Source organism: Pseudomonas anuradhapurensis, assembly GCF_014269225.2.
Classification (GTDB): Bacteria; Pseudomonadota; Gammaproteobacteria; order Pseudomonadales; family Pseudomonadaceae; genus Aquipseudomonas; species Aquipseudomonas anuradhapurensis.
Window position 1 is genome coordinate 768,664 of record NZ_CP077097.1, and the last position, 25,574, is coordinate 794,237.

Below are 25,574 nucleotides of genomic sequence, written 5' to 3' on the forward strand. Positions count from 1 at the left end.
TCGAGCGATACGGGGTTGGCCAGCGGATGTCGTTGGCGGTCAGCTACAGGGGCCTGTTCGAAACCGCTGGCGTGGTCGCCGACGACCTGCAGCTGGACGTGCAGGGGCAGTTGCGCCAGGCGCTGAATACGATCGACGGGCTCATGGCTGAGGCCAGGGTGACCAAGGAGCAGTTGACCCGGGTCCAGCTGTGGATCGCCGACTACCGCCACTTCGACCTGGTGAACGAGGTATATGACGCCTGGTTGCAGGGCTGTGCCAAACCGGCACGGGCCTGCGTCGGTGCCGACCTGGGGGAAGGCTACCTGGTCGAGGTGCAGGTGTTTGCCGTGTGTAGCGAGCGCCCATGACCGGCGGTGGCATATGCCCGCGGGTCAGCGCACCAGCCGTGGTACCACCCGTACGTAGACGAGCTCGCTCACCAGCTCGACCAATGTCTGGGTAATCACGGCTGCTGCCGCCAACCCGCGCACCTCGTCCGGCAGCGCCAGCGCCAGCGGCAGCACTACCAGCGAGTTGCGCGTGGCGGCGCTGAAGGTCACCGCGCGTGCTTCGCTGGCCGGCAGGCGCAACAGGCGCGCCGCGAGCCTGCCGAGCAGCGGTGCCGCAAGCATGAAGCCCAGGTATACCGGGATCACCGGCAGTAACTGCTCGAAGTCACCCTGCACCTTGGTGATCTGCGAGGCGATCACCACCAGCAGTACCAAAGCCATCGCCGGTACCGGCAGCCATGCCCAGGCGCTGTTCCACGTTGCGACCCTGCGTGAGCGACGGGCGCCGGCGCTGGTGAGTACAGCCAGGGCCAGCGGCAGCACGATCAGCAGCACGAAGGCTTCCACGAACGGGGTGAGCGCGAGCGGCACGTTGTTACCCAGCATCAGCGCCAGGTACAGCGGCAACAGCGCCAGTTGCGCCAGCAGCAGCACAGGTGTGGCGGCCAGGGTCAGGCGCGCATCGCCTTTGCCGATATGGGTGAACACCACCACGTAGTCGATGCACGGGGTCAGCAGCACCAGCAGCGCACCGACGAGGAGTGCCGGCTGGTCGCCCAGCCCGCGGGTGATGGCCCAGACCAGCAATGGCACAAGAATGAAGTTGGCCAGCAGCAAGGCCGCCATGAAACGGCGGTTACCCAGGCCTTGGCGCAGGTCGAGGAAGGGAATCTGCAGGAACATCGCGTACATCAGCACGGCGATGGCGGGCGTGATCAGGGCTTGCAACAGGCGTGCGGTATCGCTGGCCAGCAGGCCGAAGGCGACGGCGGCGAATACGGCGGCGAAATAGATCGGGATCTGCCGGGTTTCGAGTTGCTCTCTGGTCAAGGTGCGGCCTGTGTCTGCTGGCTGAAAGGCACACAGGGTAATACGCACTATCAGCAGCGTGTCGCGCTTTTTTGTAGGAGCGGCCTTGTGTCGCGAAAGGACCGCAAAGCGGTCCCGGCTAGCCCGGCGGCGAAGCTAGGGTCGTGGGGCCGCTGCGCGCTCCTTTCGCGACACAAGGCCGCTCCTACAGGTTGGCGACAGGGCCGAAAACGAAAAAGCCCGGCACTAGGCCGGGCTTTTTCCTGTCAGGCAATCGCCAATCAGTTGCCGTAGACCGGCAGCTTCTTGCAGATAGCCTTGACCTTCTCACGTACGGCGTCGATGACCGCTTCGTTGTTCAGGTCAGCCAGGATGTCGCAGATCCAGCCAGCCAGCTCGCGGCACTCGGCTTCCTTGAAACCACGGGTGGTCACGGCCGGGGTGCCGAAACGCAGGCCCGAGGTGACGAACGGGGAACGTGGGTCGTTCGGTACCGAGTTCTTGTTGACGGTGATGAAGGCTTTGCCCAGTGCGGCGTCAGCATCCTTACCGGAGATTTCCTGCTTGATCAGCGACAGCAGGAACAGGTGGTTCTGGGTGCCACCGGAAACCACGTCGAAACCACGCTCGATGAACACGGCGGCCATGGCCTGGGCGTTCTTCACCACCTGCTGCTGGTAAGCCTTGAACTCAGGCTGCAGGGCTTCCTTGAAGCAGATGGCCTTGGCGGCGATGACGTGCTCCAGCGGGCCGCCCTGGGCGCCGGGGAACACGGCGGAGTTCAGCTTCTTCTCGATCTCTTCGTTCTTGCGAGCGAGGATCAGGCCACCGCGCGGGCCGCGCAGGGTCTTGTGGGTGGTGGTGGTGACCACGTCGGCGAACGGCACCGGGTTCGGGTACACGCCAGCGGCAACCAGGCCGGCAACGTGGGCCATGTCGACGAACAGGTAGGCACCGACCTTGTCGGCGATGGCGCGGAAGCGGGCGAAGTCCAGAACCTGCGAGTAGGCCGAGAAGCCGGCAACGATCATCTTCGGCTTGTGCTCGACAGCCAGGCGCTCGACTTCGTCGTAGTCGATCAGGCCGTTGGCATCGATGCCGTACTGGATGGCGTTGTACAGCTTGCCCGAGGAGCTTACCGAAGCACCGTGGGTCAGGTGGCCACCGTGGGCCAGGCTCATGCCCAGGATGGTGTCACCGGCCGACAGCAGGGCCAGGTAGACAGCGGCGTTGGCCTGGGAGCCGGCGTGCGGCTGAACGTTGGCGTAGTCGGCGCCGAACAGCTGCTTGGCACGGTCGATGGCCAGTTGCTCGACGACGTCGACATACTCGCAACCACCGTAGTAGCGCTTGCCCGGGTAGCCTTCGGCGTACTTGTTGGTCAGGACCGAGCCCTGGGCTTCCATGACTGCCGGGCTGGTGTAGTTTTCCGAAGCGATCAGCTCGATATGCTCTTCCTGGCGCAGAGCTTCTTGCTGCATGGCTTCGAAGAGCTCGGCGTCGTACTTGGCAATGGTCAAATCACGGCTGAACATGGCGGTCCTCAAGGATCGGGGTGAATTGGGGGGGCATTCTAACCGATTGATTCGCCGCTGGCATATGAAGTGGCATCAAGTCGCGGACCAATGGGCTTCATGTTGCATCCCGCGCCGTGTCTGGGCTGGGCGCGGATCGGAGTTGACTCTCAGGTCCGTTTTTCAGGCGTGGGGCGCGGGCCCTGCATGGGCTTCTGCAGGAGCGGCTTCAGCCGCGATCGCCGGCAAGGCCGGTGCCAGCCAGCGCGTCGCCTGCATCGCGGATAAATCCGCTCCTGCAAGCGCCCGCGTATGCCAGGAGAGGGCCGGCTCAATTGAACATGAACAACGTCTCGTTGGCGAACTGCGCCTCGAACTGATGCGCCGGCATCGGCCGCCCGAACAGGTAGCCCTGCACTTCGTCACAGCCATGCTCGCGAAGGAATTCCAGTTGCTCGTGGGTTTCCACGCCTTCGGCGATCACCGCCAGGTTGAGGCTGTGGGCCATGGCGATGATCGCCCGGGCAATCTGCGCATCCTGCTCGCCTTCTGGCAGGCCGTCGACGAAGGTGCGGTCGATCTTCAGCACGTCGATAGGGAACTGCTTGAGGTAGTTCAGCGACGAATAACCGGTGCCGAAGTCGTCTACCGCGATGCTCAGGCCAAGGTTTTTCAGGCCGGCGAGAATCTGCAACGCTTCGTTCACCTCGCGCATCAGGATACTTTCGGTCAGCTCCAGTTCCAGGCACGCCGGCGGCAGGCCGCTCTCTTGCAGGACCCTGGCGATGCGCGTGCCCAGCTGGCCATCGGAGAACTGCCGCGCAGAAATGTTCACCGATACCTTCGGTACACGCACCTTGGCCTTGTGCCAGGCCTTGAGCTGGCGGCTGGCTTCGCGCAGCACCCAGTCGCCCACGTCCACCACCAGGCCCAGCTCCTCGATCACCGGGATGAAATCGCCCGGTGGCACCAGGCCGCGGGTCGGGTGCCGCCAGCGCAGCAGGGCTTCGGCACCGGTCAGGCGTTTGCCATCGCCGCTGAACTGCGGCTGGTAGTAGAGGATGAACTCGTTCTGCTCCATGGCATGGCGCAGGTCGCTCTCCAGCTCCAGGCGCTCCAGGGCGCTGGCGTTCATCTCGGCCTGGTAGAACTGGAAGTTGTTCTTGCCGCGTTCCTTGGCGTGGTACATGGCGGTGTCGGCGTTCTTCATCAGCTGGCTCAGTTCGCTGCCGTCCTGCGGGCTGAGGGCGATGCCGATACTGGCGGTGACGAAGAACTCGCGGTTTTCCAGCACGAACGGCCGCACCAGGCTGGCGAGGATGTTCTCGGCCACGTGAATCGCGCGGTTGAGGGCGATCTCGCGGGTAGCGCGTGGTTGCAGCAGCAGGGTGAACTCGTCGCCACCCATGCGCGCCACGGTATCGTCGTCGTCCACGCAGGCCAGCAAACGCTGGGCCATGTCCTTGAGCATGCGGTCGCCGGCGGCGTGGCCGAGGGAGTCGTTGATCGGCTTGAAACGGTCCAGGTCGAGGAACATCAGCACCACCCAGGCCTTCTGCCGCTCGGCCTGTTGCAGGGCGTTGTACAGGCGGTCCTGGAACAGCGTGCGGTTGGGCAGGTGGGTGAGGGCGTCGTAGTACGCCAGGCGGTGGATGCGCTGTTCGCTGGCCTTGCGCTCGCTGATGTCGGTGAAGAAGCACACGTAGCTGGCCAGGTCGCCCTCGTCGTCCAGCACCGCGGTAATGCCGACCCAGGCTGGGTAGTGGTCACCGTCACGGCGCTTGAGCCACACTTCACCTTCCCAGCTGCCGCGCTGGTGCAGCTGCTTGACCACATAGCGCAGGTGGCCTTCCTGCTGTTCGTCGACGGTGAGCATGCCCGGCAACTGGTCGAGCACCTCGCTGACGGCGTAGCCACTGACGCGGCTGAACGCCTCGTTGGCCTGCACGATATAGCCGGCCGGGTCGGTGATGAGAATCGCCGATGTCGAGTGCTCGAATACCGTCGCAGCCATGCGCAGGTCTTTTTCGGCACGGCGTTGCTGGCTGATGTCGCGGCCCACCCCGAGCACGCCTTCGAAGTGCTGGTCATCGTCCCACACCAGCACCAGGCGCAGTTCGATGGGTATCTTGCGGCCATCGGCGCGCAGGCAGTCGAACAGGAACAGCTGGGTTGGCAACTGGCTGCGCAGCTGGGCCAGCAGCGCGGGGTCGCCCATGGCCTTGCTGACGCGCTCCATCAAACTGTAGATGCCGGTCAGCTGCGCCGGGTTGGCGATGATCGACTGCCAGCCATTGGTGAAGATCCAGTCGGCCTGGTAGCCCAGCACGCTCTGCACCGAGGGGCTGACGTAGTTGAGCTGGAGCCGGCTGTCGGTGGAGAAGATCACGTCGCTGATGCTCTCGGCGAGCATGCGGTAACGCTGCTCGCTGTCGCGTAGTGACTGGCTGGCTTCGATCTGCACTGTCACGTCCTTGCCCACGCCGATGATGCGTGTGACCAGGCCATCGGCGTCACGGGTCAGCACCTGTTCGCGGATGTCGTAGCAGCGCCAGCCGCCATCGCGATGACGGAAGCGCAGTTGGCAGTGCAGCGGCTGGTCATGGCCGCTGTCGCGCTGCTGGCGGCGCAGTGCCTGGTAGTGCGTGGCGTCTTCGGGGTGCAGCAGCAGCTCCCAGAAGCGGTCGCCCATCTGCGCCAGTTCGGTACGGTCGTAGCCCAGAGTCTGGCCGAGATGGCGGTTGCTGAAGATCATCCGCTGGCTGAGCACGTCCTGCACGTACAACTGGTCAGGCACGGTGCGCACGACGTCCGACCAGAAGCTTTCGCGCTCCAGCAACGACAGTTCAACCTGCTTGCGGCTGGTGATATCGCTGATGCTGAGGATCACTGCCTGGTAATCACGGCGCTGTTGCGGCAAGCGAGCCATCAGCCACAAGTGCAGTTCGCCGCCCAGGGGGGCCGGCAGGCGCACTTCCAGCTCCAGCAACTCGCGTTGCTCGATCAATGCATCGATCAATTGCATGCCCACACTGTCGCGACCATCGCCGGTGCCGTCGATCAGGCGCTGCCAGGCACCTTGGTGGCACTCGATGTTCAACAACTGGCGTGCCACCTGGTTGATCTCGGTGATCTTCAGCTCCAGCAGCAGCGAGCGGCGCAGGTTCGGGTCGAGGGCCAGGCTGTGTTTGAGCGCGGCGCGGTTGCGCAGGTGGTAGCGGTCGAGCTCGCCGGGCAGGCTGGACAGATCGAGCACGCACAAGGCCACGCCGGTGCCCTCGAAAATTTCCTGGTAGCGCCGACGGTCTTCCTGCAGCGCCCGTTGCCGACGGCGCATGTTGATCAGCGCCACAACCGGCAGCATGGCGCAGAACAGCACCAGCAGGCATTTGCCCAGCAGCGCGGGCAGCAGGGTCTGGCGCGCCAGCTTGGCGTCGAACAGGCCGCGCAGCTGCCAGGTGCTGTTATCGATGAAGGCCAGCATCACGCTCTGCAGCGGCGCGTTGCTGCCAGGGGTTGGCGCATGGCGCTGCAGCACTTCGCCGCTGCGGCTGTTTTCCAGCAGCCACAGCGGACGGCCGGGGCCATCCAGGTAGGTGATCAGCGGGCGGTAGTACGCTGGCGCCAGGCGCAACAGCCAATAACCGCTGTGCTCATCGGAGCCTTGACGCAGTAACAGGTAGACGGAGCTGTTGTTGGCCGAATTGGTGAAGAAATACGGGCTGCCCTGGCTCAGCTTGAGCAATTCGTCAATCGACTGGCGGTCGGGGCTGCCGGCAAGGCTGTCGGCCTGCAGCTTCCCGGCTGCATCCAGCCAGGCCAGGCTCTGCAGGTCCGGCAGGTGTTCGCGCAAACCGGCCAGCACGGCGGGCAGGGCCGTGGGCGTCGGTACATTGGCGTAGGGCTGCACCACATTCGTGGCCTGTTGGGCCTTGAACGCCAGGTTCAGGCTGAGGTGGTCGGCCAGCTCGGCGGTGCCTTCCAGGGTTTTCTTGCGCAGGTCGGCCTGGGTATGGCTGAACTGGGCGAACAACTGCCACAGCAGCAAACCCAGCAGGATCAGGGCCAGCAGCGCCAACGCACCCTTGATCGACCCGCGCAGGGAGGCAGCGGGCGCCTGGGGCGCGGAACGCAATGACGGCGGATGAGTGAGATTGGTCAAGCGTTGATCCTGCGATTGGGCTGGCGATGGCAGGGGTTGATGATGCACGGTACGTGCCGGTATCTGGTTGCCAGACTGCGGTGGCGCACTATAAGGCCGGACACCCGAAACGGGCTAGCATGCCTAGGATTATGGCAAAGTGCCAGCCAATGTGACCGGTGGTGCCTGCCGTGTGGTTCGGCAAGCCCCTGCGACCTGTGCGAGAATAGCGCCCGCTTCACATGACAACGCATCGGAGATGTTCGGTTTTGGTTACTCACTTTTCCTCCAATGGCCTCGATTCCGCCTGCGGGCGCAGCAGTCAGACCCTTGTCAGCACTGCCGTGACCGAGGACGTATCCTGCAAGTCTTGCCAGCGTTCGCTGAGCAAACCCGAGGCGGCCACTGCCGCCAAGAGCAAGAGCCCGTCGCTGGCGGAACTGCGCAAGACCGCCAAGGCGGCAGCAGAGCCGGCAGTTGCCGTAGCCGCGGCCAGCAAACCGGCCGCCAGGGTGGTCAGCGTGCCTGCTGCGCAGCCGGCCAAGGCGGCGCAACAACAACCGGCCCGTGCCGCTGGCTTCAGTGTCAAGGCAGCCTGGGCTGCGCGCCTGGCCGAGCAGGGCGACCGTTGCCGCTTGCCCCGCGGCAAGGCCAAGCAGCGTCACGTCTGAGCCCGCTTCGGCTGTTGTGCCGGCCCTTTCATGGGCGAGCCCGCGAAGAGGCCGGTACTGGCAACCATTTTCCCCTGGGGATCACCCCACCATCGGCCCCTCCTGTGCAACGCTGCGCGTTGGCGTAGAATGGTCGACTTTGTTCAATGACACCCCGTAAGCACATCCCCCTGGCCAGCGTGCCGGGGCGATCGTCGATGTCTTTACCTATCTGATTAGAGGGCTTGGTTTTGGCTCAATACGTCTACACCATGCATCGGCTGAGCAAAGTCGTGCCGCCGAAGCGGGAAATTCTCAAGAATATTTCCCTGTCGTTCTTCCCGGGCGCCAAGATTGGCGTGCTCGGCCTGAACGGCGCCGGTAAATCGACCCTGCTGCGGATCATGGCGGGCGTCGACAAGGAATTCGACGGCGAAGCCCGTCCGATGCCCGACATCAACGTTGGCTACCTGCCGCAGGAACCGCAACTGGACCCGAACAAGTCGGTGCGTGAAGTGGTCGAGGAAGCGGTCAGCGTGATCAAGGACGCCCAGGCACGCCTGGACGAGGTCTACGCCGCCTATGCCGAACCCGATGCCGACTTCGACAAGCTGGCTGCCGAGCAGGCCAAGCTCGAGGCCATCCTGCAGGCCGCCGACGGCCACAACCTGGAGCGCCAGCTGGACGTTGCCGCCGACGCCCTGCGCCTGCCGGCCTGGGATGCGCGCATCGAGCACCTGTCCGGTGGTGAAAAGCGCCGTGTGGCCCTGTGCCGCCTGCTGCTGTCGGCCCCCGACATGCTGCTGCTGGACGAACCGACCAACCACCTGGATGCCGACTCGGTGGCCTGGCTGGAGCGTTTCCTGCACGACTTCCCGGGCACCGTGGTAGCGATTACCCACGACCGTTACTTCCTCGACAACGTCGCCGGCTGGATCCTGGAACTGGACCGCGGCGCCGGCATCCCGTACGAAGGCAACTACTCGGGCTGGCTGGAAGCCAAGTCCGAGCGCCTGGCGCAGGAATCGAAGCAGCAGAGCGCCCATGAAAAGGCCATGAAAGAGGAACTGGAATGGGTGCGCAAAGGCGCCAAGGCCCGCCAGTCCAAGTCCAAGGCCCGTCTGCAGCGCTTCGAGGAAATGCAATCGCAGGAATTCCAGAAGCGCAGCGAAACCAACGAGATCTACATCCCGGCCGGTCCGCGCCTGGGTGACAAGGTGATCGAGTTCAAGAACGTCACCAAGGGCTACGGCGACCGCGTGCTGATCGACAACCTGTCGTTCGCCATGCCGAAAGGCGCCATCGTCGGCGTGATCGGTGGTAACGGTGCCGGTAAGTCGACCCTGTTCCGCATGCTGATGGGCAAGGAGCAGCCGGACTCGGGCAGCATCGAGATCGGTGAAACCGTGCAGCTGGCCTGCGTCGACCAGAGCCGTGAAGACCTGGACGGCAGCAAGACCGTGTTCCAGCAGATCTCCGACGGTTCCGACGTGATCCGCATCGGCAACTACGAGATCCCGTCGCGTACCTATGTGGGCCGCTTCAACTTCAAGGGTGGCGACCAGCAGAAGTTCGTCAAGGACCTGTCCGGTGGTGAGCGTGGCCGCCTGCACCTGGCCCTGACCCTGAAGGAGGGCGGTAACGTCCTGCTGCTCGACGAACCGTCCAACGACCTCGACGTCGAAACCCTGCGTTCGCTGGAAGAAGCCCTGCTGGACTTCCCGGGCGCCGCGATCGTGATTTCCCACGACCGTTGGTTCCTGGACCGTGTGGCCACCCACATCCTGGCGTACGAAGACGACTCGAACGTGGTGTTCTTCGAAGGCAACTACACCGAGTACGAAGCCGACCGCAAGAAGCGCCTGGGTGATGCCGCTGCCCAGCCGCACCGTGTACGGCACAAGAAGCTGGCCCAGTAAGCCGGTATTCAGATGCACAATAATGGGGCCTTGTCAGGCCCCATTTTTGTGCCTGGCTGGAAACTGGAGTTGGCTTCATTCGCGGGCATGCCCGCTCCCACAGCAGCCCTTGGAACCTCAGGTCTGTAATGGGCCTGTGGGAGCGGGCGAGCCCGCGAAGAAGCCGCCGCCGACATTTGGTTTTGTATACACTTATAGAAAACGCACCAAATAATTTCAAAAAAACGACATTTCGCCCTGTTCCGGTGCGATGGCTTCTTGGTACATTCGGGAAAAAACCAATAAGTCCAATCCTCTTGGTGAGATGTCTACCATGATCGAATCCGTCGACAATTTCCTCGCGCGCCTGAAGCAACGCGACCCGGCCCAGCCCGAATTCCACCAGGCGGTGGAAGAAGTGCTGCGCAGCCTGTGGCCGTTCCTCGAAGCCAACCCACATTACCTGCAGGCCGGCATTCTGGAACGCATGGTCGAGCCGGAGCGCGCCGTGCTGTTCCGCGTGTCCTGGGTCGATGACCAAGGCAAGGTGCAGGTCAACCGCGGCTACCGCATCCAGATGAGCAGCGCCATCGGCCCGTACAAGGGCGGCCTGCGCTTCCACCCGTCGGTCAACCTCGGCGTACTCAAGTTCCTGGCTTTCGAACAGGTGTTCAAGAACTCCCTCACCTCGCTGCCCATGGGCGGCGGCAAAGGTGGCTCGGACTTCGACCCGAAAGGCAAGAGCGACGCCGAAGTGATGCGCTTCTGCCAGGCGTTCATGAGCGAGCTGTACCGCCACATCGGCGCCGACCTGGACGTGCCGGCCGGTGACATTGGCGTAGGAGCCCGCGAAATCGGCTTCATGTTCGGCCAGTACAAGCGCCTGGCCAACCAGTTCACCTCGGTGCTGACCGGCAAGGGCATGACCTATGGCGGCAGCCTGATCCGCCCGGAAGCCACTGGCTACGGTTGCGTGTACTTCGCCGAGGAAATGCTCAAGCGCCAGGACAAGCGCATCGATGGTTGCCGCGTGGCGATTTCCGGCTCGGGCAACGTGGCCCAGTATGCGGCGCGCAAGGTCATGGACCTGGGCGGCAAGGTCATCTCGCTGTCCGACTCCGAAGGCACCCTGTACGCCGAGGCCGGCCTGACCGACGCCCAGTGGGAAGCGGTCATGCAGCTGAAGAACGTCAAGCGTGGCCGCATCAGCGAACTGGCCGCCCAGTTCGGCCTGGAGTTCCGCCAGGGCCAGACCCCATGGAACCTGCCGTGCGACATCGCCTTGCCGTGCGCCACGCAGAACGAGCTGGACGTCGAAGACGCCCGCACCCTGCTGCGTAATGGCTGCATCTGCGTGGCAGAAGGCGCCAACATGCCGACCACCCTCGCGGCTGTGGATATCTTCCTGGACGCCGGCATTCTTTACGCGCCTGGCAAGGCCTCCAACGCCGGCGGCGTGGCTGTGTCGGGGCTGGAGATGTCGCAGAATGCCATGCGCTTGCTGTGGAGCGCCGGTGAGGTGGACAGCAAGCTGCACAACATCATGCAGTCGATTCACCATGCGTGCGTGCACTACGGTGAAGAGGCCGATGGCCGGATCAACTATGTGAAGGGTGCGAACATCGCCGGCTTCGTGAAAGTGGCGGATGCGATGCTGGCGCAAGGCGTGGTCTGATTCGAGCGTGCCGGGGCCGCTTTGCGGCCCTTTCGCGACGCAAGTCCGCTCCTACAAGCGCCGCGGTCACCCAGGTTGTCGGGGTTTGCTGTAGAAGCGGCCTTGCGTCGCGATGGGCTGCAAAGCAGCCCCCTGGCTCCTACAAGCGCCGCGGTCATCCAGGTTGTCGCGGTCTGCTGCAGGAGCGGCCTTGCGTCGCGATGGGCTGCAAAGCAGCCCCCTGGCTCCTACAAGCGCCGCGGTCATTCAGGTTGTCGGGGTTTGCTGTAGGAGCGGCCTTGCGTCGCGATGGGCTGCAAAGCAGCCCCCTGGCTCCTACAAGCGCCGCGGTCACCCAGGTTGTCGGGGTTTGCTGTAGGAGCGGCCTTGCGTCGCGATGGGCTGCAAAGCAGCCCCCTGGCCTTCAATCCTCGCCCTCGATATCGACTACCTCGATCATCTGCTCTCCCGCCGGCCGTCGCCACAGCACTTCATCTCCAGGCCCGGCCCCGAGCAATGCCCGCCCCAGCGGCGAACCCCAGTTGATCAACCCGCGCCCCGCATCCGCCTCGTCCTCGCCCACCAGCCGCACCACATGCTCCTGGTCCTGGGCATCGACAAAGCGCACCCGGCTACCGATCTGCACCTTGCTCCGCGACGTCGCCGCCGCGACCACCTGGGCGCTCTGCAGCCGCGCGTTGAAATAGCGCAGGTCCCGCTCGGTATCGGCCAGGCGCTGCTTGTCGCCGCGCTCGCCTTGTGCCTGCAGCTCGTTGCGCAGGGCATTCAGCTCGGCCACGCGGTCTTGCAGCTGGCGCAGGCCACTGGCGGTCACGTAGTTGGGTTGTTCGCTGACCCGCCGCTCGACCGGCTGGTCGGCCTGGGCGGCGGCCTGGTCTTCGTTGACGAATGCTCGGCTCATGGATACCTCCTTGTGCAGGAGACCATCATGGCTGGCTGCCGGTTTCAAGGAATGTCCGATTGCGACTCAGTCGTGCCGATAAGCCTTGGCAGCGCCGCGATCCTTTTCCTGTTGCCATTCGCGTTCACGCTCGTCCCAGAAACGCTCGTGGTACTGGCGCTGTTCTTCACTGTTCTGCATGGCCTGGCACTGGCGGAAGCCGTCGTCCCAGCCCGATTCGTACTGCCGGTCGTGCAGGTAGCGCGGTACATCCTTGCGGAAGTCGCCGACCATCAGCCCGGCCGCCTGGCGGCCACTGCTGCAGCCATCTTCATAGCCGTCGGCGAATGCGGGGGGATAACCCCGGTCGACCAGCTGTTCGTGGGTCGTTTCGCAACCCGCCAGCAACAAGGCAATGCACAAGCCCGACCAATACCGCGACATGACCACCTGGACCTTCGGAGAGATACCGGAAAGTCTAGGTGGCGATTTGTCGGGGAGCTGTCAAAACAGTGTCAAAGAGTCGGTTGGTTCACACTCAGTAGTGGTACCACTTCAGTTCCAGCATCACCTCGTTCTGCGCCGTTGCCAGGTGGCTGAACTCGCGCGAGGCGCTCAGGCGCAGCCCCAGGTTCTGGCTGATTTCCCACTGCTGGTTCAGGCTCACGCTGCGTCGCACTTCGCCATTGGTGAAGTAATCCCCCTTGGCCTCGAGCGTCATGTTGCCCAGCCCGTTGCGCCACAGCAGCCCGCTGTTGAACCCCGCCGCCGGGGCGATGAACTGGGCAAAGTCGTTGTGGTGCTCGACTCGCAGCGTGCCCAGGGCAAAGCCCAGCAGCCCGTCCGCCAGCTGCCAGGTGCCACCGGCTCCACCATTCACATGGCTCACCAGCACTTCGTCATCATGCTTGCCCGGTACCCGTTCCAGCCCGCCGGCCACCTGCCACGACCACGGCTGCAGCAACTCGTTGCGCGGGGTCAGCGAGCGGATGGTGGCCAGGTCCAGGCGCTGTACCTGCCAGTCGTTGCCTTCGTACTGGCGCACCTTCAATTGCAGGATCTCGATCTGCGCCCCCAGCGGAAAGCCATAAGCGTTGTCATTCAGGTCGTGGTAGGCCATGCGCAGGCCGTATTCGGCATAGGCGCGGTCTTCGCGCGTGCCCACGCCCAGCTGCCAGGTGCGCGAGTCGTGGCCGTCCTCGGGCAGGCCCGGGCGCTCGATCTGCAGGGGCGGTGGCGGGTTGCTGTTGATCGCCCGCAGCAGTTCGAAACTGCGCTTGGCCTGCCCAGGGTCGCGCTCCTGGCCATTGGCGCGGTAACGCTCCAGGCGGTACGCGGCATCCTGCACCAGCGCCTGGCGCTGGGGGGGCAGGGCCTTGAATTCGCGGCTCTGTAGTTGCGCGGTGTCGGCGCTTACCGCCAGCACCTGGCGTTTTTCGTCGTGATCGAGTGGCTCGGCCCGGGCCAGCAGTTCACGTTCGCGAGAGGGGCGGTACGTCTCGCTGGCGACCAGGCCGGACTGTTTCACGGCCTTCACCGTGTCGGTGGGGATGGCGGTCAGCGGGAACTGTGAGGTCAGGTCCAGGCTCGGCCGGGCTACCTGCAGCAACTCCAGCAGGCGATACGAGCAGTTTTCGTCGAAGAAGAAGTAGTCGAACTGGATCTGCTTCAGCTCCCACACATGCTCGACCATGCGCCCGGTCTCTGCTGGCGTCAGGTCCAGCTGGTATTCCCACAGGTCGCGGTTTTCCAGGCTGCGGTACTCGGAGAGTTTTTCCTGGTAGGGCATCAGCGCGAACAGCCCCGGGTAGCCGCCCATCAGGCCTTTCCAGGCATACAGGATGCTGTTGTCGCTGCCTTCGATATAGGCGCCGAAGTTGATCGCGTAGCTCAGCAGCGTGGTGTCGTCGCTGCGGGTTTTCGACTGGTCGATGCGCAGCAAGGTATGGCCGAACATCGAAGACGGGCTGTTCAGGTACGCCGCCGGAAAGATCAGCGCCGCGCTGTGCGGGTCGATCGACTGGTACCAGGTGGTGAATTCCTGGCAGGCCGGCTGTGGCAAGCCTTGCAGGTCGAGCTGTTCGCGCAGCCAGCGGGTACGCGCCGGGAACCGGCACTGGGCGTGCTGGTCGCCGAGGCTGGCCGGGGCGTACAGCGCTTCGACGGTGGCTTGCAGCTCCTGGTCGGGGTGGTGCGCGCCGTCCTCGGCGAGGAAGAATGCGTCATCGTCCACATAGCTGCGCCAGCCACCGAGCTTGGCGGTTTCGTAGTGGCCCAGGGCAGTCCAGTAGGGGGTGTTGGCCAGTTGCTGGAGACGGCCTTGGTCCAGCAACGGTGCGGCATGTACAGGGGCGCAGGCACACAGCGCCAGGGAAACGAGGCGTTTGAGCATGTCGGGCAACTACTTCTCAACGATGCCGAAAAAAGGCGAAACCCGCCCCGTAGCCGGGGCGGGGGCAGCTGCGCTTAGGCCTCGGTAGCGTATTTGGCCAGGCGTGGATCGTTCTTCAGAACGGCCAGGGTGTTGCTGTGGACCGTTTCGGCAGTGACGTCGGCACTGCTGAAGATCTGGTTGAAGTGCTGGTGGGTGACTGCTGCGAAGTAGCCGCGGTCTTCCGGCGCTACGCCGAGTACCACGGCATAGGTGGTCAGTGCTTCGCCCTGGCCCAGGGCCATGTCTTCGGACAGCTCGTTCATCATGCCGTTCATGGCGAACCAGGACTTGCCGCCGTAGGTCAGCGAAGCCTTGGTCGAGCAACCGTTGGTGCCGGACGTCATGCCGAAGGTAGCGTTACCGGAGGTGCCGTTGGTGGTAGAAGCCAGGAAGTGTGCCGGAGTGCCGCGCTGGCCTTCGAACAGCATGTTGCCCCAGCCGCAGTTCGGGCCACCTGGCGCTTCGGCCATGGCGTTGAGAGAAACTACGGTGAACAGAGTACCCAGAAGAATCCGTTTCATAGCATTTGTTCTCTATTTGACTTAACCAAGGGTCAGGGTTTCTGGCAACTCGGTTGCCAGGTCGGGAAAGCTTTTCACCCACCCGCGCAGCTTGGAGTTTAGGCACGATCTAAAGGTTGCGTTGCTGATTGCGAAAAATTTGCTCTCAGATGACCCGCTGCGGCTGGAGATAAAGTCCCGCGGAGCCTTGCAAGGCGCGCGCGGGCAGCGCCAGAATGCTGCGTATCTGCCCCGCCGAAGTAAGGAAACCCAATGCCCGATCCTGTCGCTGCGCGCCTGCGTCTCGCGCCTGAAGCCCTGACCCGGCGTTTCTCCCCCGAGCAGTTTGCCTTTACCAACACCGACGATCTGGAGCCGTTTCGCGGAGTCCTGGGCCAGGAACGTGCTGTCGAGGCCCTGCAGTTCGGCGTGGCCATGCCGCGCCCCGGTTACAACGTGTATGTGATGGGCGAGCCCGGCACCGGCCGTTTCTCGTTCGTCAAGCGCTACCTCAAGGCCGAGGGCAAGCGCCAGCAGACCCCGGCCGACTGGGTCTACGTCAATCACTTCGATGACACCCGCGAACCGCGCGCGCTGGAATTGCCCTCCGGCAGCGCCGGGGCGTTCATTGCCGACATGAACGGGTTGATCGACAACCTGTTGGCGACCTTCCCGGCGGTGTTCGAGCACCCGTCCTACCAGCAGAAGAAAGGCGCCATCGACCGTGCCTTCAACCAGCGCTACGACCGCGCCCTGGATGTGATCGAGCGTGCCTCGCTGGAAAAGGACGTGGCCCTGTACCGCGATGCCAGCAATGTCGCCTTCACCCCGATGGCCGACGGCAAGGCCCTGGATGAAGCCGAATTCGCCCAGCTGCCGGAAGAAGTACGCGAGCAGTTTCACGAAGATATCGCCCTGCTCGAGGAGCGCCTGAACGAAGAACTGGCCAGCCTGCCGCAATGGAAGCGCGAGTCGAACAACCAGCTGCGCCAGCTCAACGAAGAAACCATCACCCTGGCCCTGCAGCCGTTGCTGGCGCCGTTGTCGGAAAAATACGCGGAAAACGCGGCGGTCTGTGCCTACCTGCAGTCGGTGCAGTTGAACCTGCTGCGGACCGTGGTCGAGCAACTGGTCGACGACAGCAAGAGTGACGCCGCCGCGCGCAAGCTGCTCGAAGAGCAGTATGCTCCCAGCCTGGTGGTCGGCCACCACGCCGACGGCGGTGCGCCGGTGGTGTTCGAGCCCCACCCGACCTACGACAACCTGTTCGGCCGCATCGAGTACAGCACCGACCAGGGCGCCCTGTATACCTCGTACCGCCAGCTGCGCCCGGGCGCACTGCATCGCGCCAACGGGGGGTTCCTGATCCTCGAAGCCGAGAAGATGCTCGGCGAGCCGTTCGTCTGGGACGCACTCAAGCGTGCCCTGCAGTCGCGCAAGCTGAAGATGGAGTCGCCGTTGGGCGAGCTGGGCCGCGTGGCCACCGTCAGCCTGACGCCGCAGGTGATCCCGCTGAACGTCAAGCTGATCATCATCGGTTCGCGCCAGCTGTACTACGCGCTGCAAGACCACGACCCGGACTTCCAGGAGATGTTCCGCGTGCTGGTCGACTTCGACGAAGACATGCCCATGGTCGACGAGAACCTGGAGCAGTTCGCCCAGTTGCTGCGCACCCGCACCAACGAAGAGGGCATGGCGCCGCTGACCAGTGATGCGGTGGCGCGCCTGGCCACCTACAGCGCCCGCCTGGCAGAGAACCAGTCGCGCTTGTCGGCGCGTATCGGCGACCTGTTCCAGCTGGTCAGCGAAGCCGATTTCATTCGCCAGCTGGCCAGTGACGAAATGACCGACGCCGGCCATATCGAACGCGCGCTCAAGGCCAAGGCCACCCGTACCGGGCGTGTTTCGCAGCGGGTGCTGGACGACATGCTGGCCGGCATCATCCTGATCGACACCGAAGGCGCGGCCATCGGCAAGTGCAACGGCCTGACCGTGCTGGAAGTGGGCGACTCGGCGTTCGGCATGCCGGCGCGTATCTCCGCCACCGTGTACCCGGGCGGCAGCGGCATCGTCGACATCGAGCGCGAGGTCAACCTCGGCCAGCCAATCCACTCCAAGGGCGTGATGATCCTTACCGGTTACCTGGGCAGCCGTTATGCCCAGGAATTCCCGCTGGCGATCTCGGCGAGCATTGCCCTGGAACAATCCTACGGCTACGTCGACGGTGACAGCGCCTCGCTGGGCGAGGCCTGCACGCTGATCTCGGCCTTGTCGCGCACGCCGCTCAAGCAGTGCTTCGCCATCACTGGCTCGATCAACCAGTTTGGTGAAGTGCAGGCGGTGGGTGGGGTCAACGAGAAGATCGAAGGTTTCTTCCGTTTGTGCGAGGCACGTGGCCTGACCGGCGAACAGGGGGTGATCATCCCGCGGGCCAACGTCGCCACGCTGATGCTCGACGAGCGCGTGCTGCAGGCGGTGGAGAACGGCATGTTCCACGTCTATGCGGTCAGCCAGGCCGACGAGGCGCTGAGCCTGCTGGTGGGCGAGGAGGCCGGCGTGCTGGATGACAAGGGCCAGTTCACCGAAGGCAGCGTCAATGCTCGCGTAGTAGAGCGCCTGCGCGAGATCGCCGAGATGATCGGCGAGGAAGAAATCGAGAAGGCGGAGAAAGAGCGTCTGGAAGAGGTGATTGCCCAGGCCAAGCCGGCCTGAGTCAATAAATCGGCGCTGGCGGCGATATGCTACCGTTCAGCGCCGGTTTTCCATCTTTTCGTGCTGTTCTTCTATGCTGGAACTTAAGGACGTTATCAGCGTTCAGGATGGAAACAGCCTGACTCCAGGCTGAACAAGGCTCTTTGGAGGGGACGCGGCCATGCGCAACCTCAGCCTCACGCGCCAGTGCCTAGGCCTGGTGACCCGTATCGAATGTTGCATCCGACCGCTGGCCGGGGACAACGGTATGTGGACGCTGCTGTTCGCTGCTGGAATGGCCGGTGAACAGCCTTCCGCGATCAAGGCCCAGGGGCCGTTTCATGGGCCGCTGGTGGCCGAGTCGGTAATGAATGCCATTGTCGACAGCCTGACCTTGCATGGCTACCAGGTGGCCGAAGATCCGCAGATCTGGTGTTTGCACCTGCAGGCGCAGTTGCGGCGAATCAATGGCGATCGTTGTCGCAACCTTGGGGATTTCCAGTTCCATCCTGAAACCTGAACCATTGCTGGGGCTGCAGCACAGCCCCTTTTCAGCGGGCTTTTGCTGCAACAGGTGGCTGGCTATACTCGCCGTCGCTTTTTTAGTCACCTGATGAGTCCCAACCCTCCATGGAACGTATCCTCGAAAACGCGATGTATGCCTCGCGCTGGCTGCTCGCACCGATCTACTTCGGTCTGTCCCTTGGCCTGCTGGCCCTGGCGCTGAAATTCTTCCAGGAAGTGATCCACGTCCTGCCCAATGTCTTCGCCCTGAGTGAAGCCGACCTGATCCTGGTGATCCTGTCGTTGATCGACATGTCGCTGGTCGGTGGGCTGCTGGTGATGGTGATGATCTCTGGCTATGAGAACTTCGTCTCGCAACTGGATATCGACGAAAGCAAGGAAAAGCTCAACTGGCTGGGCAAGATGGATTCTTCGTCGCTGAAGATGAAAGTCGCGGCGTCGATCGTGGCCATTTCGTCCATTCACCTGCTGCGAGTGTTCATGGATGCGCAGAACATCTCCACCGACTACCTGATGTGGTACGTGATCATCCACATGACCTTCGTGGTCTCGGCGTTCTGCATGGGCTACCTGGACAAGCTCACCAAGCACTGAACCCTCGCCTGACGCGGCCCGTGTAGGAGCGGCCTTGTGTCGCGATGGGGCGCGCAGCGGCCCTGACGATTGCAGCTTCGCCGCGAATTTGCAGCTTTGCACGACTATGGCCGGGACCGCTGCGCGCCCCATCGCGACGCAAGGCCGCTCCTACAGCAATTGCGCTGCTTGGCGCTGGCAACTGACGAGCGGCGTCAGTCGTGCCTTGTGTATTCTGCGTTTCTGTACAAAAAATGAGCTTTCATGCGTGGTTCCCGTCCCGAGGTGCTCTCATGAACCTGCATCAGCTCAACACCGAGGCCAGGTCTGGCCATGTCGACGAACTGAACCTGATCGCCATCGAAGGCGGTGACTACCTGCTCGAGGCCCGGGTCAAGGGCCACGCCCATCCGCTGTCCGACGCCCGTGGGCAACGCCTGCGCGTGCACTCGGTAGAGGATGCGCGCAAGCTGCTGCAAACCATCCCCATGGTTTCGATGAACCTGGTGCACTGGTCGGTGCAGGATGAAATGTGTGGCATGGGCACGCACCCGGAAGAAGACTTGAAGGTGCCGATTTCCCAGCGCTCGGCCTGGTAGCTGCTCGCGGCGCCCCAGTGTGCTAGGCTGCTCGCCCTTTTCATCAAGGGCGCGGCTTCACTGCGCCCTGCAGTGGAGCACGACAATGTCCGAACTCAACCTGTCCACCGACGAAACTCGCGTCAGCTACGGCATCGGCCGTCAGCTGGGCGGCCAGCTGCGTGACAACCCGCCACCAGGCGTGAGCCTGGAAGCCATCCTCGCCGGCCTGACCGACGCCTTCAACGGTGCCGACAGCCGCGTCAGCGAAGCCGACCTGTCGGCCAGCTTCAAGGTCATCCGCGAAGTGATGCAAGCCGAAGCGGCCGCCAAGGCTGAAGCTGCTGCTGCCGCTGGCAAGGAATTCCTGGCTGAAAACGCCAAGCGCGAAGGCATCACCACCCTGGCCTCGGGCCTGCAGTTCGAAGTGCTGACCGCAGGTGAAGGCGCCAAGCCGACCCGCGAAAGCAACGTTCGCACCCACTACCACGGCACCCTGATCGACGGCACTGTGTTCGACAGCTCCTACGATCGTGGCCAGCCGGCCGAATTCCCGGTGGGTGGCGTGATCGCTGGCTGGACCGAAGCCCTGCAACTGATGAACGCCGGCAGCAAATGGCGCCTGTACGTACCGAGCGAGCTGGCTTACGGCGCCCAGGGCGTTGGCAGCATCCCGCCGCACAGCGTGCTGGTGTTCGACGTCGAGCTGCTCGACGTTCTGTAATACCGCTGGGGCCGCTTTGCGGCCCATTCGCGACACAAGGCTGCTGCTACAGGGTGAACTGCGCCCCTGATGTTGGACAAAAAATCCAACCTCAGGGGCGTAGTTCAGGGATATGCGTTCTCCTGTAGGAGCGGCCTTGCGTCGCGATCGAGGGCGAAGCCCTCGCCAGGCTAGTCAGTTCCAGTCTGTTCCCCCAGGGCGCAATGCCCGTGCATAGCAGAACAGAAACAGGTTGCGCACCAGCTCCTTGAGCACCCCCGGTTCACTCGAGTTGAGCCCGCTCATGTCCAGGTCGCCCTGGTCACGCAGTTCGTCGAGCGCTTCTTGTTCAAGCACCGCGCACACTTCGCCGGTTTCCCGATGAAGGATGCGCAGGTAGGGGTGAGGGCGGTCCAGCCAGGCGTCGATCAGATAAGTCATGGCTATTCTCCTTGGATAGCGGACCCAATGAGAATAATTCTTATTATCTAAATAGCAAGCGCCAATTGGCGGTTTTTGCGTTATCAGACTTTACGCACGAACTCGGACTTCAGCTTCATGGCGCCGATGCCGTCGATCTTGCAGTCGATGTCGTGGTCGCCATCGCACAGGCGGATGTTCTTGACCTTGGTACCGACCTTGACCACCAGGGACGAACCCTTGACCTTGAGGTCCTTGATCACGGTGACGGTATCGCCGTCCTGCAGGATGTTGCCGACCGAGTCCTTCTTCACCACCTCGTCGCTGGCTGCCTCGGCATCGCCGCTGGCCGACCATTCGTGGGCGCATTCAGGGCAGATCAGCTGAGTGCCATCCTCGTAGGTGTATTCGGAGTTGCATTTTGGGCAGGGTGGCAGAGTGCTCACTTCGGTTCCTCAAACAGACAGGCGGTAAAGCCCGACATTGTAAGAGGTATCGTTGCAGAAGGGATTATGTCCGGACAAAAGCATTCGCGGGCTTGCCCGCTCCCACCGGGATAGCACCACCTCGAGGGCTGTACTTATCCTGTGGGAGCGGGCGAGCCCGCGAATGGAGTTGACGCGATCTATCAGTGAGTACGCGCGACCGCAAACTCGCTTAGCTCAACCAGCGCATCCCGGTACTCGCTGGCCGGCAGCACCTCGAGGCATGCGATGGCGCGCTTCACATAGTCACGTGCCAGCTCGGCGGTGTAGTTCAGCGCACCGGATGCCTCGACCGCCACGCGAATCTGCTCGAGGTCTTCCAGGCCACCCTTCTGGATCGCCTGGCGCACCAGCGCAGCCTGTTCGGCGGTGCCTTCGCGCATGGTGTAGATCAGCGGCAGGGTAGGCTTGCCTTCGGCCAGGTCGTCGCCGACGTTCTTGCCCAGGGTCTGCGAGTCGCCCTTGTAATCCAGCAGGTCGTCGACCAGCTGGAAGGCCACGCCCAGGTGATCGCCGAAGGTGCGCAGGGCTTCGCGCTGCTCGTCGCTGGCATCCGCCAGCGCGGCGGCGCTGTGGGTCGAGGCCTCGAACAGCATCGCGGTCTTGCCGCGAATCACCTCCATGTAGACTTCCTCGGTGGTGCTGGCATCGCGTACCCGCGACAGCTGCAGCACTTCGCCCTCGGCAATCACCCGGGTGGCCTTGGACAGGATCTGCATGACCGGCATCGAACCGAGTTCGACCATCATCTCGAACGAGCGCGAATAGAGGAAGTCGCCCACCAGCACGCTCGGCGCGTTGCCCCACAGGGCATTGGCGGTGGAGCGGCCACGGCGCATGCCGGACATGTCGACCACGTCGTCGTGCAGCAGGGTGGCGGTGTGCAGGAACTCGATGGTGGCGGCCAGCAGGCGCAGGTCGTCGCCTTCGCGGCCCAGGGCCTTGCCGCACAGCAGGACCAGCAGCGGACGCAGGCGCTTGCCGCCGGCCGACGTGATATAGTCGCCGATCTTCGATACCAGCGGCACGCGCGAGGTCAGCTGCTTCTTGATGATCTCGTCGACGGCGCTGAAATCATCAGCCACCGCTCGGTAGAAGGATTGGGGTTGCATCGGCTGCTCCAGTGAGGTTGCGCGGCATGCTAGGTCGCGGGTCCCGGTGTGTCAAGGCACGGTGCCGCCTGCCCGGGGGCGGTACTTGCAAGCAAAACCGCGGTTGCGTACAATCGCGCACCCTAACTTCCTGGGCAGCACCTGCCTTACGCAATTGCACCGGGCCGTTCCAGCCCTGTGCAGCCATGCCAGCCAATACTCATCATATAAAGCGCTGGGTGAGCAGGATTATCGGAGAAATACCATGTCTTACGCAGTAATCGTTACCGGCGGCAAGCAGTACAAAGTCGCTGAAGGTGAATTCCTCAAGATCGAAAAACTGGAAGTCGCCACTGGCGAATCCGTGACCTTCGATCGCGTTCTGCTGGTCGCCAACGGTGAAGAAGTCACCATCGGTGCTCCAGTTGTTGCTGGCGCTAAAGTAGTGGCCGAAGTCGTTTCGCAAGGCCGCCACGACAAGGTTCGCATCATCAAGTTCCGTCGTCGTAAGCACCACATGAAGCGCATGGGCCACCGCCAGTGGTTCACCGAGATCAAAATCACCGGCATCCAGGCTTAATCCCCTAGATCCCCTGAATTTATTTGGAGAATTGAACCATGGCTCACAAGAAGGCTGGTGGTAGTACTCGTAACGGTCGCGACTCAGAATCGAAACGCCTTGGCGTGAAGATGTATGGCGGCCAGGTTATCAAGCCAGGCAACATCATCGTCCGCCAGCGCGGCACCGAATTCCACGCCGGCTACGGTGTTGGTATGGGCAAGGATCACACCCTGTTCGCCAAGATCGAAGGCGTGATCAAGTTCGAGAAGAAAGGCGAGTTCAACCGCCGTTACGTGAGCATCGTCGCAGCTTAATCGCGACGTCGCTCCAGAAGCCCCGTCATGCGACGGGGCTTTTTCGTTTGTGGTGAGCCTCTTGCAAAGCTGTTTGTATGGGCTGCCGGCGTGGGTTTCTACGGTCGTACGGGGCCGCCGCGCTCATTTTTGCAAGAGCCTCAGGTTTATCAGTATTCAGCTCGTCGGAAGGCGAGAGGCGGTTTTGAATGAAGTTTGTTGACGAAGTATCCATTCGGGTCAAGGCCGGTGACGGTGGCAACGGTTGCATGAGCTTCCGTCGCGAGAAATTCATCGAGAACGGTGGTCCCAACGGCGGTGACGGTGGCGACGGCGGCTCGGTGTACATGGTCGCCGACGAAAACCTCAACACTCTGGTCGACTATCGCTACACCCGTCACCACGAGGCCCAGCGTGGCGCCAACGGTGGCAGTACCGATTGCACCGGCAAGAAAGGCGACGACCTGTTCCTGCGCGTACCGGTCGGCACCACCGTGATCGACGCTTCCACCCAGGAAGTGATCGGTGACCTGGTTACCCCGGGGCAGAAGCTGATGGTCGCCCAGGGCGGCTGGCACGGCCTGGGCAACATCCGTTTCAAGTCCAGCACCAACCGTGCCCCGCGCCAGACCACCCCGGGCAAGCCGGGTGAGCAGCGCGACCTGAAGATGGAAATGAAAGTGCTGGCCGACGTCGGCCTGCTGGGCTTGCCGAACGCCGGCAAGAGCACCTTCATCCGCTCGGTTTCGGCAGCCAAGCCGAAAGTGGCCGACTACCCGTTCACCACCCTGGTGCCGAACCTGGGCGTGGTCAGCGTCGACCGTTGGAAGAGCTTCGTCATCGCCGACATTCCCGGCCTGATCGAGGGCGCTTCCGAAGGTGCCGGTCTGGGTATCCGCTTCCTCAAGCACCTGGCGCGTACCCGCGTGCTGCTGCACCTGGTGGACCTGGCGCCGCTGGACGGCAGCAGCCCGGCCGATGCTGCCGAAGTGATCATCAACGAGCTGACCCAGTTCAGCCCGTCGCTGGCCGAGCGTGAGCGCTGGCTGGTGCTGAACAAGGCCGACATGGTCATGGATGACGAGCGCGACGAGCGCGTCAAGGAAGTGGTCGAGCGCCTGCAGTGGGAAGGCCCGGTCTACGTGATTTCGGCCATCGCCAAGCAGGGCACCGAGAAGCTCAGCCACGACCTGATGCGCTACCTCGAAGACCGCGCCGACCGCCTGGCCAATGACCCGGCCTACGCCGAAGAGCTGGCCGACCTCGACCAGCGCATCGAAGACGAGGCGCGTGCCCAGCTGCAGGCCCTGGACGACGCTCGTACCCTGCGTCGTACTGGCGTCAAGAGCGTGCATGACATCGGCGACGATGACGGTTGGGACGATGATTTCGAGGACGACGAAGACGGCCCGGAAATCATTTACGTGCGCGACTGACCGGTTGCAGTACACTAAACGCCGCTCTCGGGAGCGGCGTTTTTGTATCCACGGTATCTACAGATTCGACATAGGTTGGAAGAAGATGCGAAGCAAGGTGACGGGCGCCAAGCGCTGGGTCGTGAAGATTGGCAGTGCTCTGCTGACCGCCGATGGCAAGGGCCTCGACCGCGGTGCCATGGCCGTTTGGGTCGAGCAGATGGTTGCGCTGCGTGAGGCAGGCGTGGAGTTGGTTCTGGTCTCCTCCGGGGCCGTGGCTGCCGGCATGAGCCAGCTGGGCTGGACTTCGCGACCGAGTGCGATGAACGAGCTGCAGGCGGCCGCCTCGATTGGCCAGATGCGCCTGGTGCAGGCCTGGGAATCGAGCTTCGGCGAGCACGGCAAGCACACTGCGCAGATTCTCCTGACCCATGACGACCTGTCCGACCGCAAGCGCTACCTGAATGCCCGCAGCACCCTGCGTACGCTGGTCGACCTGGGCGTGGTGCCGGTGATCAACGAAAACGACACCGTGGTCACCGACGAGATCCGCTTCGGCGACAACGACACCCTGGCGGCGCTGGTGGCCAACCTGGTCGAGGCCGATTTGCTGGTGATCCTCACCGACCGCGATGGCATGTTCGACGCCGACCCGCGCAACAACCCCGAAGCCCAGCTGATCTACGAAGCCCGCGCTGACGACCCGGCGCTGGATGCCGTGGCCGGCGGTACCGGTGGTGCGCTGGGCCGTGGCGGCATGCAGACCAAGCTGCGCGCCGCACGCCTGGCGGCCCGTTCCGGTGCCCACACCATCATCATCGGCGGTCGCATCGAGCGCGTGCTGGACCGGCTCAAGGCCGGCGAGCGCCTGGGTACCCTGCTGTCGCCAGAGCGCGGCATGCTCGCGGCGCGCAAGCAGTGGCTGGCCGGCCACCTGCAGACCCGTGGCACCCTGGTGCTGGATGCCGGTGCGGTGCAGGCCCTGCGCCAGGCCAACAAGAGCCTGCTGCCGGTTGGCGTGAAGACCGTGCAAGGCAGCTTCCGCCGCGGCGAAATGGTGGTGTGCGTCGGCCCGGACGGCCATGAAGTGGCGCGCGGCCTGGCCAACTACAGCGCCCTGGAGGCGCAGAAGATCATCGGTCAGCCGTCGGATGCCATCGAAAGTATCCTCGGCTACATCGCGGAGCCCGAGTTGGTGCACCGTGACAACCTGGTTCTGGTCTGAGGGTGCGTACGTGCTGAAAA

At 63.4% G+C, this 25,574-nt stretch carries 22 protein-coding genes and 1 pseudogene; 13 read left to right on the top strand and 10 right to left on the bottom strand.

Annotation, left to right across the window (positions count from 1 at the left end; translation table 11 throughout):
- Positions 1-26 precede the first annotated feature (26 nt).
- Complete coding sequence (locus HU763_RS03520) at positions 27-350, top strand: RidA family protein (RefSeq protein WP_186689426.1); 324 nt, start codon at positions 27-29, stop codon at positions 348-350.
- Between the two features lie 24 nt (positions 351-374).
- Here HU763_RS03520 and HU763_RS03525 read toward each other — a convergent pair whose 3' ends face one another.
- From HU763_RS03525 to HU763_RS03535, 3 genes and pseudogenes are all read right to left on the bottom strand, one after another.
- Positions 375-1,322 carry a bile acid:sodium symporter gene (locus HU763_RS03525; RefSeq protein WP_186689255.1) on the bottom strand — a complete coding sequence of 316 codons (948 nt, stop codon included), beginning with the start codon at positions 1,320-1,322 and terminating at the stop codon, positions 375-377.
- Between the two features lie 260 nt (positions 1,323-1,582).
- Entirely contained in the window at positions 1,583-2,836 is a 1,254-nt protein-coding gene (gene glyA, locus HU763_RS03530) for a serine hydroxymethyltransferase (RefSeq protein WP_186689252.1), read from the bottom strand.
- Between the two features lie 310 nt (positions 2,837-3,146).
- Positions 3,147-6,131, bottom strand: a pseudogene (locus HU763_RS03535) (bifunctional diguanylate cyclase/phosphodiesterase); the annotation flags it as partial.
- A 1,094-nt stretch (positions 6,132-7,225) separates the two neighbouring features.
- Between HU763_RS03535 and HU763_RS03540 the strand changes: the two are divergent.
- The 3 genes from HU763_RS03540 to gdhA all read left to right on the top strand — a co-directional run bounded on the left by HU763_RS03540 (position 7,226) and on the right by gdhA (position 11,179).
- Entirely contained in the window at positions 7,226-7,627 is a 402-nt protein-coding gene (locus tag HU763_RS03540) for a hypothetical protein (RefSeq protein ID WP_186689247.1), read from the top strand.
- A 230-nt stretch (positions 7,628-7,857) separates the two neighbouring features.
- Positions 7,858-9,525 carry an energy-dependent translational throttle protein EttA gene (ettA, locus tag HU763_RS03545; RefSeq protein WP_170028194.1) on the top strand — a complete coding sequence of 556 codons (1,668 nt, stop codon included), beginning with the start codon at positions 7,858-7,860 and terminating at the stop codon, positions 9,523-9,525.
- Positions 9,526-9,838: 313 nt separating this feature from the next.
- Positions 9,839-11,179, top strand: a complete 1,341-nt coding sequence (gene gdhA, locus HU763_RS03550) for an NADP-specific glutamate dehydrogenase (protein ID WP_170028195.1) — start codon at positions 9,839-9,841, stop codon at positions 11,177-11,179.
- A gap of 403 nt (positions 11,180-11,582) precedes the next feature.
- Here the strand turns inward: gdhA and HU763_RS03555 are convergent, their stop codons facing one another.
- From HU763_RS03555 to HU763_RS03570, 4 genes are all read right to left on the bottom strand, one after another.
- Positions 11,583-12,080, bottom strand: a complete 498-nt coding sequence (locus HU763_RS03555) for a GreA/GreB family elongation factor (protein ID WP_170028196.1) — start codon at positions 12,078-12,080, stop codon at positions 11,583-11,585.
- 66 nt (positions 12,081-12,146) lie between these two features.
- A complete protein-coding gene (locus HU763_RS03560; protein ID WP_186689245.1) occupies positions 12,147-12,503 on the bottom strand; it encodes a hypothetical protein in 357 nt (118 codons plus the stop codon).
- Between the two features lie 94 nt (positions 12,504-12,597).
- Positions 12,598-14,451, bottom strand: a complete 1,854-nt coding sequence (locus tag HU763_RS03565; RefSeq protein WP_186689241.1) for an Lnb N-terminal periplasmic domain-containing protein — start codon at positions 14,449-14,451, stop codon at positions 12,598-12,600.
- Between the two features lie 74 nt (positions 14,452-14,525).
- Positions 14,526-15,014 carry a DUF3015 domain-containing protein gene (locus HU763_RS03570; RefSeq protein ID WP_186689238.1) on the bottom strand — a complete coding sequence of 163 codons (489 nt, stop codon included), beginning with the start codon at positions 15,012-15,014 and terminating at the stop codon, positions 14,526-14,528.
- A 252-nt stretch (positions 15,015-15,266) separates the two neighbouring features.
- On the opposite strand from HU763_RS03570, the gene HU763_RS03575 reads away from it, so the two are divergent.
- The 5 genes from HU763_RS03575 to HU763_RS03595 all read left to right on the top strand — a co-directional run bounded on the left by HU763_RS03575 (position 15,267) and on the right by HU763_RS03595 (position 20,084).
- Positions 15,267-17,705 carry a Lon protease family protein gene (locus HU763_RS03575; RefSeq protein WP_170028200.1) on the top strand — a complete coding sequence of 813 codons (2,439 nt, stop codon included), beginning with the start codon at positions 15,267-15,269 and terminating at the stop codon, positions 17,703-17,705.
- Between the two features lie 160 nt (positions 17,706-17,865).
- Entirely contained in the window at positions 17,866-18,204 is a 339-nt protein-coding gene (locus HU763_RS03580; RefSeq protein ID WP_186673859.1) for a PA4575 family protein, read from the top strand.
- Between the two features lie 110 nt (positions 18,205-18,314).
- Positions 18,315-18,803: a TIGR00645 family protein gene (locus HU763_RS03585; protein WP_170028202.1), complete on the top strand. Its 489-nt coding sequence runs from the start codon at positions 18,315-18,317 to the stop codon at positions 18,801-18,803.
- A 272-nt stretch (positions 18,804-19,075) separates the two neighbouring features.
- A complete protein-coding gene (locus HU763_RS03590; RefSeq protein ID WP_170028203.1) occupies positions 19,076-19,381 on the top strand; it encodes a DUF6482 family protein in 306 nt (101 codons plus the stop codon).
- Positions 19,382-19,466: 85 nt separating this feature from the next.
- Positions 19,467-20,084, top strand: coding sequence for a BamJ family beta-barrel-assembly machinery protein (locus tag HU763_RS03595; protein ID WP_170028204.1), 618 nt, complete (start codon positions 19,467-19,469; stop codon positions 20,082-20,084).
- 174 nt (positions 20,085-20,258) lie between these two features.
- Here HU763_RS03595 and HU763_RS03600 read toward each other — a convergent pair whose 3' ends face one another.
- From HU763_RS03600 to HU763_RS03610, 3 genes are all read right to left on the bottom strand, one after another.
- Entirely contained in the window at positions 20,259-20,504 is a 246-nt protein-coding gene (locus tag HU763_RS03600; RefSeq protein ID WP_170028205.1) for a PA4570 family protein, read from the bottom strand.
- An 83-nt stretch (positions 20,505-20,587) separates the two neighbouring features.
- Entirely contained in the window at positions 20,588-20,929 is a 342-nt protein-coding gene (locus HU763_RS03605; protein ID WP_009686103.1) for a zinc ribbon domain-containing protein YjdM, read from the bottom strand.
- A 182-nt stretch (positions 20,930-21,111) separates the two neighbouring features.
- Entirely contained in the window at positions 21,112-22,080 is a 969-nt protein-coding gene (locus tag HU763_RS03610; RefSeq protein WP_170028206.1) for a polyprenyl synthetase family protein, read from the bottom strand.
- A 244-nt stretch (positions 22,081-22,324) separates the two neighbouring features.
- On the opposite strand from HU763_RS03610, the gene rplU reads away from it, so the two are divergent.
- The 4 genes from rplU (at position 22,325) to proB (ending at position 25,554) form a co-directional block, all read left to right on the top strand.
- A complete protein-coding gene (rplU, locus tag HU763_RS03615; protein WP_003247466.1) occupies positions 22,325-22,639 on the top strand; it encodes a 50S ribosomal protein L21 in 315 nt (104 codons plus the stop codon).
- Positions 22,640-22,677: 38 nt separating this feature from the next.
- Entirely contained in the window at positions 22,678-22,935 is a 258-nt protein-coding gene (gene rpmA, locus HU763_RS03620; protein ID WP_070092741.1) for a 50S ribosomal protein L27, read from the top strand.
- A gap of 188 nt (positions 22,936-23,123) precedes the next feature.
- The gene (gene cgtA, locus HU763_RS03625; RefSeq protein WP_186689235.1) at positions 23,124-24,350 is read left to right on the top strand and encodes an Obg family GTPase CgtA; all 1,227 of its coding nucleotides are present in this window, start codon (positions 23,124-23,126) and stop codon (positions 24,348-24,350) included.
- Between the two features lie 85 nt (positions 24,351-24,435).
- Entirely contained in the window at positions 24,436-25,554 is a 1,119-nt protein-coding gene (gene proB / locus HU763_RS03630; RefSeq protein WP_170028208.1) for a glutamate 5-kinase, read from the top strand.
- The last annotated feature ends 20 nt before the right edge of the window (positions 25,555-25,574 follow it).

Excerpts from the sequence above, each read along its gene's own strand:
- HU763_RS03520 (WP_186689426.1), top strand. The coding sequence starts at position 27 with ATGTCGTTGGCGGTCAGCTACAGGGGCCTGTTCGAAACCGCTGGCGTG.
- glyA (WP_186689252.1), bottom strand. The coding sequence starts at position 2,836 with ATGTTCAGCCGTGATTTGACCATTGCCAAGTACGACGCCGAGCTCTTC.
- gdhA (WP_170028195.1), top strand. The coding sequence starts at position 9,839 with ATGATCGAATCCGTCGACAATTTCCTCGCGCGCCTGAAGCAACGCGAC.
- HU763_RS03555 (WP_170028196.1), bottom strand. The coding sequence starts at position 12,080 with ATGAGCCGAGCATTCGTCAACGAAGACCAGGCCGCCGCCCAGGCCGAC.
- HU763_RS03560 (WP_186689245.1), bottom strand. The coding sequence starts at position 12,503 with ATGTCGCGGTATTGGTCGGGCTTGTGCATTGCCTTGTTGCTGGCGGGT.
- HU763_RS03565 (WP_186689241.1), bottom strand. The coding sequence starts at position 14,451 with ATGCTCAAACGCCTCGTTTCCCTGGCGCTGTGTGCCTGCGCCCCTGTA.
- HU763_RS03570 (WP_186689238.1), bottom strand. The coding sequence starts at position 15,014 with ATGAAACGGATTCTTCTGGGTACTCTGTTCACCGTAGTTTCTCTCAAC.
- HU763_RS03575 (WP_170028200.1), top strand. The coding sequence starts at position 15,267 with ATGCCCGATCCTGTCGCTGCGCGCCTGCGTCTCGCGCCTGAAGCCCTG.
- HU763_RS03580 (WP_186673859.1), top strand. The coding sequence starts at position 17,866 with ATGCGCAACCTCAGCCTCACGCGCCAGTGCCTAGGCCTGGTGACCCGT.
- HU763_RS03585 (WP_170028202.1), top strand. The coding sequence starts at position 18,315 with ATGGAACGTATCCTCGAAAACGCGATGTATGCCTCGCGCTGGCTGCTC.
- HU763_RS03590 (WP_170028203.1), top strand. The coding sequence starts at position 19,076 with ATGAACCTGCATCAGCTCAACACCGAGGCCAGGTCTGGCCATGTCGAC.
- HU763_RS03595 (WP_170028204.1), top strand. The coding sequence starts at position 19,467 with ATGTCCGAACTCAACCTGTCCACCGACGAAACTCGCGTCAGCTACGGC.
- HU763_RS03600 (WP_170028205.1), bottom strand. The coding sequence starts at position 20,504 with ATGACTTATCTGATCGACGCCTGGCTGGACCGCCCTCACCCCTACCTG.
- HU763_RS03610 (WP_170028206.1), bottom strand. The coding sequence starts at position 22,080 with ATGCAACCCCAATCCTTCTACCGAGCGGTGGCTGATGATTTCAGCGCC.
- rplU (WP_003247466.1), top strand. The coding sequence starts at position 22,325 with ATGTCTTACGCAGTAATCGTTACCGGCGGCAAGCAGTACAAAGTCGCT.
- rpmA (WP_070092741.1), top strand. The coding sequence starts at position 22,678 with ATGGCTCACAAGAAGGCTGGTGGTAGTACTCGTAACGGTCGCGACTCA.
- cgtA (WP_186689235.1), top strand. The coding sequence starts at position 23,124 with ATGAAGTTTGTTGACGAAGTATCCATTCGGGTCAAGGCCGGTGACGGT.
- proB (WP_170028208.1), top strand. The coding sequence starts at position 24,436 with ATGCGAAGCAAGGTGACGGGCGCCAAGCGCTGGGTCGTGAAGATTGGC.